At 59.4% G+C, this 12,923-nt stretch carries 13 protein-coding genes; 3 read left to right on the top strand and 10 right to left on the bottom strand.

Features of this window, described 5'->3' with window-relative positions:
- Nucleotides 1-55 precede the first annotated feature (55 nt).
- Nucleotides 56-484: a methylglyoxal synthase gene (locus BM074_RS06605; protein ID WP_091920620.1), complete on the bottom strand. Its 429-nt coding sequence runs from the start codon at nucleotides 482-484 to the stop codon at nucleotides 56-58.
- Between the two features lie 116 nt (nucleotides 485-600).
- The gene (gene mepA / locus BM074_RS06600) at nucleotides 601-1,620 is read right to left on the bottom strand and encodes a penicillin-insensitive murein endopeptidase (protein ID WP_091920618.1); all 1,020 of its coding nucleotides are present in this window, start codon (nucleotides 1,618-1,620) and stop codon (nucleotides 601-603) included.
- Between the two features lie 125 nt (nucleotides 1,621-1,745).
- Here mepA and BM074_RS06595 point away from each other — a divergent pair, with 125 nt between their 5' ends.
- On the top strand, nucleotides 1,746-2,786 hold the full coding sequence (locus BM074_RS06595; RefSeq protein WP_091920617.1) for a zinc-dependent alcohol dehydrogenase family protein: 1,041 nt from the start codon (nucleotides 1,746-1,748) through the stop codon (nucleotides 2,784-2,786).
- A gap of 9 nt (nucleotides 2,787-2,795) precedes the next feature.
- Here BM074_RS06595 and BM074_RS06590 read toward each other — a convergent pair whose 3' ends face one another.
- From BM074_RS06590 to BM074_RS06580, 3 genes are read right to left on the bottom strand one after another with little or no spacing between them, the layout of a single operon-like run.
- Entirely contained in the window at nucleotides 2,796-3,665 is an 870-nt protein-coding gene (locus tag BM074_RS06590) for an SDR family oxidoreductase (protein WP_091920615.1), read from the bottom strand.
- Nucleotides 3,665-4,807, bottom strand: a complete 1,143-nt coding sequence (gene queG / locus BM074_RS06585; RefSeq protein WP_091920613.1) for a tRNA epoxyqueuosine(34) reductase QueG — start codon at nucleotides 4,805-4,807, stop codon at nucleotides 3,665-3,667. The genes BM074_RS06590 and queG overlap by 1 nt, the downstream gene beginning before the upstream one ends.
- A gap of 48 nt (nucleotides 4,808-4,855) precedes the next feature.
- Nucleotides 4,856-5,548: a glutathione S-transferase family protein gene (locus BM074_RS06580; protein ID WP_027230842.1), complete on the bottom strand. Its 693-nt coding sequence runs from the start codon at nucleotides 5,546-5,548 to the stop codon at nucleotides 4,856-4,858.
- Between the two features lie 173 nt (nucleotides 5,549-5,721).
- Here BM074_RS06580 and BM074_RS06575 point away from each other — a divergent pair, with 173 nt between their 5' ends.
- Nucleotides 5,722-6,528 (top strand): undecaprenyl-diphosphate phosphatase, encoded by an 807-nt coding sequence (locus BM074_RS06575; protein ID WP_091920611.1) that lies wholly within the window; start codon nucleotides 5,722-5,724, stop codon nucleotides 6,526-6,528.
- Nucleotides 6,529-6,566: 38 nt separating this feature from the next.
- Here BM074_RS06575 and BM074_RS06570 read toward each other — a convergent pair whose 3' ends face one another.
- Nucleotides 6,567-7,535, bottom strand: a complete 969-nt coding sequence (locus BM074_RS06570) for a complex I NDUFA9 subunit family protein (RefSeq protein ID WP_091920609.1) — start codon at nucleotides 7,533-7,535, stop codon at nucleotides 6,567-6,569.
- A 123-nt stretch (nucleotides 7,536-7,658) separates the two neighbouring features.
- Nucleotides 7,659-8,675, bottom strand: coding sequence for a LacI family DNA-binding transcriptional regulator (locus BM074_RS06565; protein WP_027230839.1), 1,017 nt, complete (start codon nucleotides 8,673-8,675; stop codon nucleotides 7,659-7,661).
- A gap of 432 nt (nucleotides 8,676-9,107) precedes the next feature.
- Between BM074_RS06565 and BM074_RS06560 the strand changes: the two genes are divergently transcribed.
- On the top strand, nucleotides 9,108-9,695 hold the full coding sequence (locus tag BM074_RS06560) for a hypothetical protein (RefSeq protein WP_091920608.1): 588 nt from the start codon (nucleotides 9,108-9,110) through the stop codon (nucleotides 9,693-9,695).
- A 73-nt stretch (nucleotides 9,696-9,768) separates the two neighbouring features.
- Here BM074_RS06560 and rpsA read toward each other — a convergent pair whose 3' ends face one another.
- From rpsA to BM074_RS06545, 3 genes are all read right to left on the bottom strand, one after another.
- The gene (gene rpsA / locus BM074_RS06555) at nucleotides 9,769-11,469 is read right to left on the bottom strand and encodes a 30S ribosomal protein S1 (RefSeq protein WP_027230837.1); all 1,701 of its coding nucleotides are present in this window, start codon (nucleotides 11,467-11,469) and stop codon (nucleotides 9,769-9,771) included.
- A gap of 121 nt (nucleotides 11,470-11,590) precedes the next feature.
- A complete protein-coding gene (gene cmk / locus BM074_RS06550; protein ID WP_244532774.1) occupies nucleotides 11,591-12,250 on the bottom strand; it encodes a (d)CMP kinase in 660 nt (219 codons plus the stop codon).
- A gap of 326 nt (nucleotides 12,251-12,576) precedes the next feature.
- Nucleotides 12,577-12,921, bottom strand: coding sequence for a hypothetical protein (locus tag BM074_RS06545; RefSeq protein ID WP_091920606.1), 345 nt, complete (start codon nucleotides 12,919-12,921; stop codon nucleotides 12,577-12,579).
- Nucleotides 12,922-12,923: the final 2 nt, after the last annotated feature.

The following is a 12,923-nucleotide window of genomic DNA, read 5'->3' as shown; positions in this document are numbered from 1 at the left end:
CTTGAGTATGACCATTGGATCATACGCTTTTAGCCTTGTCGCTGCACGCTTGCGCTCAAGTGGCGCTCGCCGCAGTGATTGTGTTGTCTGCTGCGTCATCACGCAGCAAGCCTCGTTTTTGCACCAGAACCTCGGCTGTAGCCCGGTTCAATGCCATTGGAATGTCGTAAACACTGCCGAGCCGCATCAGGGCCTTGACATCGACGTCGTGCGGCATCGGTGACATCGGGTCGACGAAGAAGATGAGCCCGTCAATTTTCCCTTCGGCAATGAGCGCGCCGATCTGCTGGTCGCCTCCGAGTGGTCCGCTTTTGACGCGGCGGATAGTGAGGGATGGGCACGCTTCCTGGATCAATCCGCCGGTCGTGCCCGTGGCAACGATTTCACACGGCGCCAGCAGCTTTTCGTAGGTGCGGGCAAACGCCACTATGTCGGCCTTTTTCTGGTCGTGAGCGATCAGCGCGAGGCGGAAAGGCTGTGTCATCAAATCTCTAACTTGGGTCCGGGCCCTAAATCGATTGAAACCCTATACTCAATTCATGACAGCATGAAAAGGCCGCAGCGAAAAAAGACCGGCTCGCGGCGGAAAGACGATCCGTCTCAGGGCTTCTGCCCGGGAACCGGTACGTCCTCGGGCAGCGTCTCATCGTCCGGCGCATAGGCGGCAGCAGGAGCGGCAGCCTTGGCTGGCGCAGCGACGGTACCGCCGGCGCCATAAGTAACCTCAGCGGCGGAATTCGGTCCGGGTGCATTGAGCACCTGCGCGCAGACCTTGGGCAGGTCAGAAAGCATCATGACGCGCGGTTTGACCGGCTTGGCCGGCTCGGGCTTTTTCTTCCACGGCTCGTCCGTGAACCACCAGGCGAGCGGCTTGCCGCAACCGTCGTCGATGCCGGTCGGCTCCTGCGGCTTGCAATTGGGCGACCCGGCTTGGCATTTGATGCGGATATGGAAATGGTAGTAGTGCCCCCAATAGGGACGGATCTTTGCCATCCAGCTGCGATCGCCCTGGACGGTGTCGCAGAGCTTCTTCTTGATGCCCGGATGGACGAAAATCCGCTCGACCTCCGGATAGCTCGCCGCACGCTTCAAAAGGGCGGCGCGGGACGCCGACCACTTGTCCGGATCGACGAAGAGCGTGTCGCCCTTGAGCATCGATGTGGCCTCGACAGTTTCGCGCTCCTGGTTGGTGAAACGGCGCTTTGGCATTGGGGTCAACCAGACGTCGGCATCGAGCCCAACCTGATGTGAGGCGTGGCCCGTGAGCATGGGACCGCCGCGCGGCTGGGAAATGTCGCCGACGAGCAGGCCAGACCAACCATCCTTGGCCGCGGCATCGCGCGACAAGCGCTCCAGCAGGCTGATCATTCGTGGATGGCCCCAGCGCCGATTGCGCGACAGGCGCATCACCTGCCAGGTCGGCCCGTCAACCGGGAGGGCTACACCGCCCGCAAGGCATCCCTTGGCATAGAATCCGTCCGATTGCGGCGCACCGAGGGTCGGCAACGGCTGCGCGCCGAACAATTGCTTGGCCGGACCGTCTTCTGCAATCGCCCCCGCTGTCATGCCGAGTGAAACGAGCGCGCCAAATATCAGGCGCAACAGGACTTTGGGTGTCATAATCGCTATCCCACAGGTGATCCCGGTAAATTTGCGTCGAGGATCGGGGCTTTATGATGGCCAGATTCGCCGCCAAGTCGCAATATGCGATCGGATCCACACTCTGATTCGAAGGGGTACTTACTATGCGAGCTGTCATCTTCGAAAAGTTCGGCGAGACGCCGCGCGTTGCAAACGTCGCCGATCCACGCCCGGCGGATTCCGGCGTGGTCATAAAGGTCGAAGCCACGGGTCTTTGCCGCAGCGACTGGCACGGCTGGATGGGGCATGACGCGGACATCGTCCTGCCGCATGTGCCGGGTCACGAACTTGCTGGAACCATTGCGGCAGTCGGCAGGCACGTGAAGCAATGGCAGATCGGCCAGCGCGTAACAGTGCCGTTCGTCGGCGGCTGCGGTCATTGCTTCGAGTGCAATTCCGGCAACCATCAAGTCTGTGAGAACCAGTTCCAGCCGGGATTTACCGCCTGGGGTTCATTTGCAGAGTTTGTCGCTGTCGACTATGCCGATACCAACCTGGTCGGCTTGCCGGATTCTCTCGATTTCGCGACGGCGGCGAGCCTTGGCTGCCGGTTCGTCACCTCGTTTCGCGCAATCGTCGATCAGGCCAGGGTCAAGCCCGGCGAGTGGGTTGCCGTGCACGGCTGCGGCGGCGTCGGGCTGTCGGCGATCATGATCGCCACTGCCATGGGCGCCAATGTCGTCGCGATCGATCTTGCCGACGAGAAGCTCGCTTTTGCGAAGGCGCTGGGTGCTGTCGCCATTGTGAATGGCGCCGAGCGAAGAGACGTCGTTGGCGCCGTCCGTGAAATCACCAAAGGCGGCGCGCACGTCTCGATCGATGCGCTCGGTCATCCATCGACCTGTTTCAACTCCGTCGCCAATCTGCGCCGCCGCGGCCGGCATGTGCAGGTCGGACTGATGCTGGGCGACCATGCCCATGCACCGATCCCGATGGACAAGGTCATCGCGCATGAACTTGAAATATATGGCAGCCACGGCATGCAGGCGTTCCGTTACAAGGCGCTGATGGACATGCTCGAAAACGGCAAGCTCGCGCCGCAGAAGTTGATCGGCAAGGAGATCACGCTCGACGATGCTCCTGCCGCCCTCATGGCCATGGATCGATTTGAGGGCACGGGCATCAATGTGATCACGAAGTTCTAGCAGTCCGCGTCAGCGCCAGCTGTCGCCCCGCCACATGGCTGAAAAGGCGGTTCCATAGTCCGGGTAGCGGAACGTATAGCCCAGCGCCTTGATCCTTGCATTGGAGACGCGTTTGTTCTCGCCGTAGAAGGAACGCGCCATTGGTGTGAGCGGCGCTGTCTCGAAGTCGGATTCCTCGGGCGGTTCTACGCCCATCAATTCGGCCGCGTAGGCGACCACGTCCTGCGGTGGCGCCGGTTCGTCATCGGTGATGTTGAAGATGCCCCCCTCGTTGCGGGTCGCGAGAAAGCGGAGGGCCCCGGCAATATCGTCGACGTGAATACGGTTGAAAACTTGTCCAGTCTTGTTGAGCCGGCGCGCGGTGCCGTTCGAGAGATTGACGAATGCATTGCGGCCCGGCCCATAGATGCCGGACAGACGCAGGATGGCAAGCGGCACTTCCCGCCGGTTCGCGAGCTCCTGCCATCCTTTCTCCGCATCGACGCGCTCGACAGACCGGGCGGAGACCGGGTGGCACGGCGTCGTTTCATCAACCCACGCGCCCCCATGATTGCCGTATACGCCCACCGTCGAGAGATAGCCTATCCATTGCAGCTTCGGCATCCCGCGCGCAATGGTCGGCGCGAACTGGGCCAGTACCGGATCGCCGCTTTGGCCCGGTGATGTCGAAACGGCGATATGGGTTACGCTCGCCAGCGTATCGACGATTTCCTGCGAGGCATGGGTCCCATGGAAAAGATAGGGCGTTATGCCGTCCTGCTTAAGCGCGGCGAATTTGCTCGCGTCACGCGTCGTCCCGCCGATAAAGTCCGCTTGACCGGCCATGATCCTGGCGAATGCGCGTGCCGAATATCCGGCCCCGAAAAGAAAAATCTGCATTATTGATTTTTCACAGCATTCCGCCATTCGGTCAAGACGTCCAGGTCGTTCTCATGGGCTGCGTGGCGCATTCGCAAGGCCGAAAGTGGTTCCGGTTCCGAGAGTTCGCCGAGCGCCCACACTGCCGCGCCCCGCACCAGCGGCGAAGGGTCGGCGAGATGCGCTTCCACACGTTCGATGAGTTCCGACCTGCCCGAATTGCCGCTGGCGATCAGGACGTTGCGGATGAAACGATCGCGGCCGATGCGCTTGATTGGAGAACCGGTAAAGAGCTCGCGAAATGCCGCGTCATCCAGGCCAAGCAGCGACGCGAGACCAGGCGACTTCAGATCTTGGCGCGCCTTCAACTTCGCCTCGCGCGCACTTTCGGCAAACTTGTTCCAGGGACACACGGCAAGGCAATCGTCGCAGCCATAGATCCGGTTGCCCATCGCCTTGCGGAATTCCGGCGCGATCGGTCCCTTGTGTTCGATCGTAAGATACGAGATGCAGCGGCGCGCATCGAGCTGATAGGGTGCGGGAAAAGCCTGAGTCGGGCAGGCATCGAGGCAGGCGCGGCACGACCCGCAATGGTCGGAGTCGGGCTCGTCGGCGGGAAGTTCCGCCGTCGTGAAAATCGTGCCCAGAAACAGCCAGGAGCCGTGGCTCCGGCTGACGAGATTGGTGTGCTTGCCCTGCCAGCCGACGCCCGCGGCTTCGGCGAGCGGCTTTTCCATCACCGGCGCCGTATCGACGAAGACCTTCACGTCCGCGCCTGCCGCGCGCGCAACGAAACGGCTGGCGATGCCCTTGAGCTTGCCTTTGATGATGTCGTGGTAGTCCCGGTTCTGCGCGTAGACAGATATGGCCGCCTTGTTCCGTTCTTGGAGAAGCACAAGCGGATTGCTGTCGGGCCCGTAATTCATGGCGAGGACGATGACGGAGCGCACCTCGGGCCATAGCGCGTCTGGGCGCGACCGCCTGAGTGCCGTTTCCTCCATCCAATCCATCGTGGCATGGCGGCCTAGCGCCAGATACTGGCGGAGCCGTTCCTCGGCTTGCGGAATGGCGTCGGGACGCGTCACCGCAACGAGGTCAAAGCCGTGCGCACGGGCCTCATCGATGATGAACTGTTTCAGCTTATCCGGTTGGCCGGCACGCATGGCAAAGTCCCGTGGACCCTTGAACTCGCTAGCTTGCAGCGGTTTGGCTCAGAAATCCAGATCGCCATAATGCGATGCAGGTGGAAGTCCGCGCACGCGGTCGGAAAGCAGAGGCCGGAACGACGGGCGCGATTTCATGCGCGTATACCAGTCGCGTGCGGCCTTGTACTCGGCCCATTTGATCTCGCCGAGATAATCAAGGATCGAAATCGATGCTGCGGCCGCCATGTCGGCATAGCTCGGCGTTGGACCGGCAAGCCAATTGCGGGTCGCCGAAAGCCAGTCGATATATTTCATGTGCTGTGTGATGTTCGAGCGTGCCGCGCGGATGGCGGTAGAGTCGGGAGCGCCGCCGCCCTGTTCGGCCGTCATGTGCAGCTTGAAGATGCGCTCGCGCGCCATATGGCGCGTTACTTCGTTTTCGAGTTTCGACAGGAACCAGTCAATCAGCCGGCGCACTTCGGCGCGGTTCAGCGAATCTTCCGGAAACAGGCGGCGGCTGCGCTTCAGCGCGCCGCGCGTCTCATCGATATATTCGGCGATTACGGAGGCCCCCGAGATCGGCACGTCGCCTTCGGCGAGGAGCACCGGTAGTGTCCCGGCGGGATTGAGCGCCAGGAATTCCTTGCGTCGCGCCCAACTGTTCTCCTCGATCAGTTCCGCCTCGATGTCATATTCATTGAGGATGAGGCGCGCATAGCGTGAGCCGGTGGACATGGGATGATGGAAGAGCGTCAGCATCTTTGTAAGCGGATCTTTCAAACTGGCATTTTATTCGGCGTCGTCGTATTTCTCGGCACCGCTTTGAGTCTGCGCCCAAAGCTATAGGCGCAAGCGCTGCATGAGACAAGTAAACACGATTTCACCAATAGCCGGTTACCAACCGCTCCCGGCGCCGTCATGAAAGCGATATCATGGAATCACAGACGATTGTCGAAGCCCTTTTCCTTGGTCTGCTGGAAGGGTTAACAGAGTTTATACCGGTCTCGTCAACCGGCCATCTGTTGCTTGCCGGGCATTTCCTCGGCTTTGAATCAAACGGCAAGACCTTCGAGGTTTTGATCCAGCTCGGCGCGATTCTGGCTATCCTCACCGTCTATTTCAGCCGTCTCCTCAAGATCGCACGCGATCTGCCGAGCGATCCGAAGACGCGCCGCTTCGTCGCCGGCGTGCTTATAGCTTTCCTGCCCGCCGTGGTCATCGGCGTTCTCGCGCATGACGTGATCAAGACCGTGCTGTTCGAATCGCCGATGCTCATCTGCGTTATGCTGATTCTTGGCGGCCTGATCCTGCTCTGGGTCGATCGCCTCGAACTGAAGCCGCGCTATACCAACGTCATGGATTATCCACTGTCGCTGTGCTTCAAGATCGGGCTTATCCAGTGTTTCGCCATGATTCCGGGAACGTCGCGTTCGGGCGCCACCATCGTCGGCGCGCTGTTGCTCGGAGCGGACAAGCGTTCGGCGGCGGAATTTTCGTTCTTCCTTGCCATGCCGACCATGGCGGGCGCGTTCGCCTATGACCTCTTCAAAAACCGCCATATCCTGACCTTCAACGATGCATCTCTCATCGTGGTCGGTTTTATCGCAGCCTTCATTTCGGGCGTCTTCGTGGTTCGCTATCTGCTCGACTACGTGTCACGCCACGGTTTCGGCCTGTTCGCCTGGTGGCGTCTTGTCGTTGGAACGCTGGGCCTCGTCGCCCTTATCCTCATGCGCTGAGACGGCGGACCTTCAATGGGTCTCCCGTTGCGGGCGACCTAGGCGGGCTTCTGCGCTGAATACTGCCCGTGGACGCGGAAGCGCCAGAGATAGGATGGCAGGATAATCTCGACTGTTTCCGGCTGAATGCCGAGGCCCTCCAGAGTCCGCCCCTCGGCCTTGGCAGCATGCGACACCACATTATCCTTTTGCAGCAGCAGAACCTGGTCTCGCGTCAGCATCGGGTTGGGGAGCATGCCCATGATACGCCCCTGCAGGCGGGCAACCCAGAAGGGAAGCGAGACGAACCAGCGCTTGCGGCCGATCACGCGCAGGACGATGTCGAGGCACTGCTTGAATGTCAGCACTTCATTGCCGCCAAGTTCATAGGTCTCGCCGGGCTTCAAGGCCCCGTCAACGGAGCGCGCAATAACCTCGGCAACATCGCCGACATAGACCGGCTGAAACTTGGTATGTCCGCCGCCGATCAAAGGCAGGAACGGCGACAACCGCGCCATATTGGCGAACTTGTTGAAGAAATTGTCCTCAGGGCCAAAGACGATCGACGGCCGGATGATCACGGCGTCCGGCAGAATATCGCGCACCGCAGCCTCGGCGCGGCCCTTGGTGCTGGCATAGGCCGAGTGTGACTTCAGGTCTGCCCCGAGGGCCGACATATGGGTCAGCGGAACGCCCGCCGCACGGCAAGCCTCGGCGACGGCACGCGCGCCAAAATCATGCACGGTGCCGAACTTTTGATTGCCGCCTTCGAACAGGAGTCCAACGAGATTGATCACATGGTCTGATCCCGCGACGGCGCGATCCACTGACCAGCGATAGCGCAGATTGGCCTGGACAGCCTGGATCTGGCCGACGCCGCCGAGGGGCTGCAGGTGAAATGCGAGCTCCGGATGACGGACCGCGACGCGAACCCGATAGCCGCGCTTTGTCAGCGCACGCACGACATAACGACCAATAAAGCCGGAGCCTCCGAAAACGGTGACGAGTTTTGGCTTGGTGATTGTCATCGAACGCTCCTATGGGAATGAAACTGCGGCCGCATATTTCCAAGCTGTTTACTGCCTTTTTGGATGAAGGCAAAGGGTCGTTGCGCCGCATTCTTCGCGGCGCGTTGCCGCGCTCGCATCCGGTCAGGCCGACATGCGCAGCTTGATTTCCGCATTAAGAAGGATGCGGGAATCCACCGGCAGGGGCGTTTTGGAGTCCTGGTTCTCGCCGAGCTTATTGAACAGCAGTTCGATCGCAAGCCGGCCGATCTCGTTGTAGTTTTGCGCCACTGTCGTCAGCGGCGGACACATATAGCGCGACAGCGGCTGGTCATCGTGCCCGGCGACGCGCAGTTGGCAGTCGGGTCCGCGTCCGACCTTCAGTCCCGCCTGGTATGCAGCAGCCACCACGCCGAACGCGATCCGGTCATTGGCGCAAAATACGGTGTTGGTGGGGAATCCCCCTTCCTTCAGGATGCGCGTCGTCCGGTCGAAGGCATATTTCTCGAAATCCCAATTGGCATGCTCTTCGATTGGAATGGCGCGGGGCTCGAAATTAAGGTCAGTCATCGCCTCCGTATAGGCGTCGCGCCGCTCCAGTGCGTTGTTGTTGACGAGCGCCATGCCGAAATAGCAGGGCGGCTCGCCGGAACGCGTCAGATAATCGACGATCAGCTTGAAGCTCTGGCGATTATTGGTGCCGACATAGGCCGAGGTGGCATCAAGCGGTGAATCGACATAAACGAGCGGAATTGAATCGCCGAGCTTGCGCAGCTTTTCATGATGCGACTGCACGCCGAGAGGGCCGATGATCACGCCCGCGACGTTCATCGACTTGAAGGTCTCGATGGCGCGTTCTTCAAGTTCCGGTTTGCCGTCGGAACTCAACACAAAGGCAAGGTAGCCCGCCTGTTCGGCAATGCCTTCGATCCGGCGCGTCAACGCCATATAAAATGGATCGGTCGAATTCGGCACGATGATGCCGAGTATATTCGTGCGGCGGCGATTGAGATTGACCGCAAAGATGTTGGGCCGAAACCCAGACTGCTTGACGGCGGCCTCGATGATGGCGCGTGTGGAACTTCGGACGGAATTCGGATCGTTGAAATATTTCGAAACCGTCGGACGCGACAGCCCGACGAACTCGGAAAAATCTTCCATCGTCTTGATAGGTTTTTTCACCGTCTGGATTCCCTGCTTGCTGTCAGCTTGCTCTCAAAAAAGCCGGTGCGTGCGGAAATTGCCGCTTATCATCACAATGATTTTTTGCTCAAAACTAAGACGGCGCAATACATCACCTGATTGATGGGGCGCGATCAATTTTTCGGAAAGTTGCAGAGAGCCTCACGCGCGTCAAGATCTTAATTACTCCGGATCAATTCCTGGAAAACATTATCATGAAACTAATTCTTGCGAAGAGGGCAAAGCTAATACCTTTGAGCTATAGAAATATTTCGGATGCCTTTGCAACGGCAGGCACGAAACCTGACACCTTCGCGGGGGGGGGGCGTTTGAGCCCGGTGGTTTGCATCAATCTTCCACTCAGCTAGCATAAAGCTTCCAGTTCATGCTTACGACGGGGGAGGATACGCATTGGAAGGCCGCATACCCGATCCGGAAGTCTTCACCCATGTGCGCGTCATCATCGGCATCATCCTCGGCCTGAGCGTCTCGCGACTGCTGACCGGCGTCGCACGTATCATCCAGCACCCGCAGCGCAAAAACATATTTGCCGTGCATCTCGGCTGGGTGCTCTTTACATTTCTCACCGTCGTGCACTTCTGGTGGTTCGAGTTTTACCTGCACGAACTCGTGCAATGGACTTTCGAGGCCTATCTCTTCGTCATCTTCTTCGCGAGTATTCACTTCCTTGCCTGCGCGCTGCTTTTCCCCGACAGCATGGAGGGCTATTCCGGCTATGAAGACTACTTCATGTCACGAAGGGCGTGGTATTTCGGCATATTGATCGCGATTTTTGTCGTCGATTTCTTTGATACTGCGATGAAGGGCAAGGCGCATTTTGGCTCGCTCGGCCCTGAATATCCCTTCCGCAATCTGTTCCTCATCGCCATTGCGGGCCTTGGCATTTATCTTCGCCGTCCGAACGCGCAGATCGTTCTCGTCTGCCTCGCCCTTATAGTCCAGATCGCCTTCATCCTCGTGCAGTTCGACACGATCTGACACTGCCAGACGCCCATAGAAAAACCCGCCGGCTTGCACCGGCGGGTCATTGGTTTTCGGCTGGAAAAGACGCTTAGTTCTTTTCCTGCTTCTTCAGCGCAGCGCCGAGAATGTCGCCGAGCGAAGCGCCGGAGTCGGTCGAACCGTACTGTGCGACAGCTTCCTTCTCTTCGGCGATTTCAAGCGCCTTGATCGAGACCTGCAGCTTGCGGGTCTTCTTGTCGAAGGCGATGACGCGGGCGTCAACCTTTTGACCGACCGTGAAGCGTTCCGGACGCTGTTCGTCGCGGTCACGCGAGAGGTCAGCGCGACGGATGAAGGTGTCGAGGTCGTGGTCGACCAGACGAACTTCAAGGCCGCCATCGGTGATCCCGGTGACTTCAACGGTTACAACGGCGTTCTTGCGCAGTTCGCCCGAGGAAGCGGCTTCGCCGACCTTGTCGCCGGTAAGCTGCTTGATGCCGAGCGAGATACGCTCCTTCTCGACGTCGACGTCGAGAACCTGAGCCTTGACGACATCACCCTTGTTGTACTCTTCGATGACCTGTTCGCCCGGACGGTTCCAGTCGAGGTCGGAGAGGTGAACCATGCCGTCCACGTCGCCGTCGAGGCCAATGAACAGGCCGAATTCGGTCTTGTTCTTGACTTCGCCTTCGACGATCGTGCCGACCGGGAACTTCTCTGCAAAGGTCGTCCACGGATTGTCGAGCGTCTGCTTGAGGCCGAGGGAGATGCGGCGCTTGACCGGATCCACTTCGAGAACAACGACTTCGACTTCCTGCGTGGTCGAGAGCAACTTGCCGGGATGCACGTTCTTCTTCGTCCAGGACATTTCCGAAACGTGGATCAGGCCTTCGATGCCGGGCTCGATCTCAACGAATGCACCGTAGTCGGTGATGTTGGTGACGGTACCGGTGATCTTCTTGCCGATCGGGTACTTGGCACCGATGCCATCCCACGGATCGCTTTCGAGCTGCTTCATGCCGAGCGAAATACGATGGGTTTCCTGGTTGATACGGATGATCTGGACCTTGACGGTCTGGCCGATCGACAGGATTTCCGACGGATGGTTGACACGGCGCCATGCCATGTCGGTCACATGGAGCAGACCGTCAATGCCGCCGAGATCAACGAACGCACCGTAATCGGTGATGTTCTTGACCACGCCCTCAACGACCTGGCCCTCTTCGAGGTTCTGGACGATTTCGGAGCGCTGCTCAGCGCGGCTCTCTTCAAGAACGGTACGGCGCGAGACAACGATGTTGCCGCGACGCTTGTCCATCTTGAGGATTTCGAATGGCTGCGGGTTGTGCATGAGCGGGGTGACGTCGCGGATCGGACGGATGTCGACCTGCGAACGCGGCAGGAAGGCAACGGCGCCGTCGAGATCGACGGTGAAGCCACCCTTGACCTGGTTGAAGATGACACCGTCGACGCGCTCGCCGCGATTGAACTTCTCTTCAAGGCGGACCCAGCTCTCTTCGCGGCGTGCTTTTTCACGCGACAGAACGGCTTCGCCGAGAGCGTTTTCGATACGCTCGACATAGACTTCCACGAGATCGCCCGGCTTGAGCGAACCGTCCTTGGCCTTGGCGCCGAATTCCTTCAGCGGAACGCGGCCTTCAACCTTGAGGCCGGCGTCGATGATCGCCATGTCTTTTTCGATGGCGACGATACGGCCCTTTACAACATAACCTTCAGCAAGGTCGTTGGTGGCAAAGGACTCGGCGAGAAGAGCTTCGAAATCTTCGCGCGTTGGATTGGCTTGAGACATACATACTCCTGGAGTGTCCGGAAAATACATCGGACACAGCACCGGTGGTTCGTGTTGCGGTTCATTTGCATGCCAACCCGCCCTTTGAAGGGCAATCCGGTGCATGGGATGGCGGCAAATGTTATCGTTTAGAATGCGTGTTTCGCGCCAAGGCCTGATCGATCAGGGTTTTGGCACTGAGAAACGCGGTCTCTATATCCATTTCTGTCGTATCAAGCAAGTGCGCGTCGCCAGCGGGCTTCAGAGGCGAATCGGTTCGGCCCATGTCGCGCGCGTCGCGGCGTCGCAAATCATTGAGGATATCCTCGTACGTCGCCGAACCGCCATTCAACCTGATCTCGTCGTAGCGGCGCCTGGCGCGCGCCTCGGGCGAGGCAGTTATATAGAGTTTTACCGGTGCATCCGGGCAAACCACCGTGCCGATATCGCGGCCATCGAGCACCGCGCCCGGTGAGCGTGCCGCAAAACTCTGCTGTGCAGCGACGAGTGTGCGCCGCACCGCCGGCATCACCGCGACACGCGACGCGCCCTCGCCAATATCGTGGGCGGCAAGGACATCCCGGTCGAGCCTCGAAAGATCAACGCTGCGCGCTGCCTTTTCGGCAAGGAACTCGTCGTCGAGCGGCATGTTCTGGTCCATGAGCGATTTCGCCACCGCGCGGTAGGTAAGGCCTGTATCGAGGTGGTGGTAGCCGTAGGCATCAGCGATACGGCGGGCAAGCGTGCCCTTGCCGGAAGCGGCCGGTCCGTCGATCGCAATCGTGAAATGCGTCTGCGGCAGCGCTGCGTCTTCTTTTTCTTCCTTGTCGAAAGCCCATTGCCAGAGCGCAAACAGCGAGTAGGCAGCCGCAAGAACCAGCGTGATGATCGGGGTGATGCCTATCGTCACAAAAGCAAACCCGCCGATGGTCGACAGCATTGATTCCAGCCAGCCGGGCAGGGTGGCGGCAAAATTCTGCAGTATCGTATCGATGAGGAAAATGAGAACGAACTGAAAGATGAAGAGCCAGAAAAGCAGCGCAAACAGGCCAAAGCGGACCCGAAGGCCCACGCGTTCGACCGCATAGGGAATGGCGACGATGGCAAATGACGTCAGCAGGAAAAACATCAAGCGACCCTTCTCTTGCCCATGATAAAGCCTATGCCGTAGCCGGCGATCGAACCGAGCGCCGATGGCAAGAGCAGAAACTGATAGGGCATCCAATCGCTGGCGCCTTCAGCCTCTGCATTCACTGCACCGGATGCAGTGTCAGACACATTCCACGCATAAAGGAAGATCAAGAGCAAAGGAAGCGCAACCCACAGGATTGTTCTGGCCGTGCCCGGCCATGGCCGGGGCTCCCTGCTGGCGATCGTGCCGGCATAGGCGCTGCGTCCCGCCCAGACCAGGCAGGGAACGCTCGACATGGCGTAGAGGAAATAGACCGTGAAGGCCGAAAGGAGCGCGCTCATTG

The sequence above is a fragment of the Phyllobacterium sp. CL33Tsu genome (assembly GCF_900113985.1).
Classification (GTDB): domain Bacteria; phylum Pseudomonadota; class Alphaproteobacteria; order Rhizobiales; family Rhizobiaceae; genus Phyllobacterium; species Phyllobacterium pellucidum.
The sequence above is the reverse complement of the archived record's forward strand: the minus strand, read 5'-3'. Positions and strand labels throughout refer to the sequence as shown.

Bases quoted from the DNA above. Each gene is read 5' to 3' on its own strand.
- BM074_RS06605 (WP_091920620.1), bottom strand. From the start codon at position 484: ATGACACAGCCTTTCCGCCTCGCGCTGATCGCTCACGACCAGAAAAAG.
- mepA (WP_091920618.1), bottom strand. From the start codon at position 1,620: ATGACACCCAAAGTCCTGTTGCGCCTGATATTTGGCGCGCTCGTTTCA.
- BM074_RS06595 (WP_091920617.1), top strand. From the start codon at position 1,746: ATGCGAGCTGTCATCTTCGAAAAGTTCGGCGAGACGCCGCGCGTTGCA.
- BM074_RS06590 (WP_091920615.1), bottom strand. From the start codon at position 3,665: ATGCAGATTTTTCTTTTCGGGGCCGGATATTCGGCACGCGCATTCGCC.
- queG (WP_091920613.1), bottom strand. From the start codon at position 4,807: ATGCGTGCCGGCCAACCGGATAAGCTGAAACAGTTCATCATCGATGAG.
- BM074_RS06580 (WP_027230842.1), bottom strand. From the start codon at position 5,548: ATGCTGACGCTCTTCCATCATCCCATGTCCACCGGCTCACGCTATGCG.
- BM074_RS06575 (WP_091920611.1), top strand. From the start codon at position 5,722: ATGGAATCACAGACGATTGTCGAAGCCCTTTTCCTTGGTCTGCTGGAA.
- BM074_RS06570 (WP_091920609.1), bottom strand. From the start codon at position 7,535: ATGACAATCACCAAGCCAAAACTCGTCACCGTTTTCGGAGGCTCCGGC.
- BM074_RS06565 (WP_027230839.1), bottom strand. From the start codon at position 8,675: ATGGAAGATTTTTCCGAGTTCGTCGGGCTGTCGCGTCCGACGGTTTCG.
- rpsA (WP_027230837.1), bottom strand. From the start codon at position 11,469: ATGTCTCAAGCCAATCCAACGCGCGAAGATTTCGAAGCTCTTCTCGCC.
- BM074_RS06545 (WP_091920606.1), bottom strand. From the start codon at position 12,921: ATGAGCGCGCTCCTTTCGGCCTTCACGGTCTATTTCCTCTACGCCATG.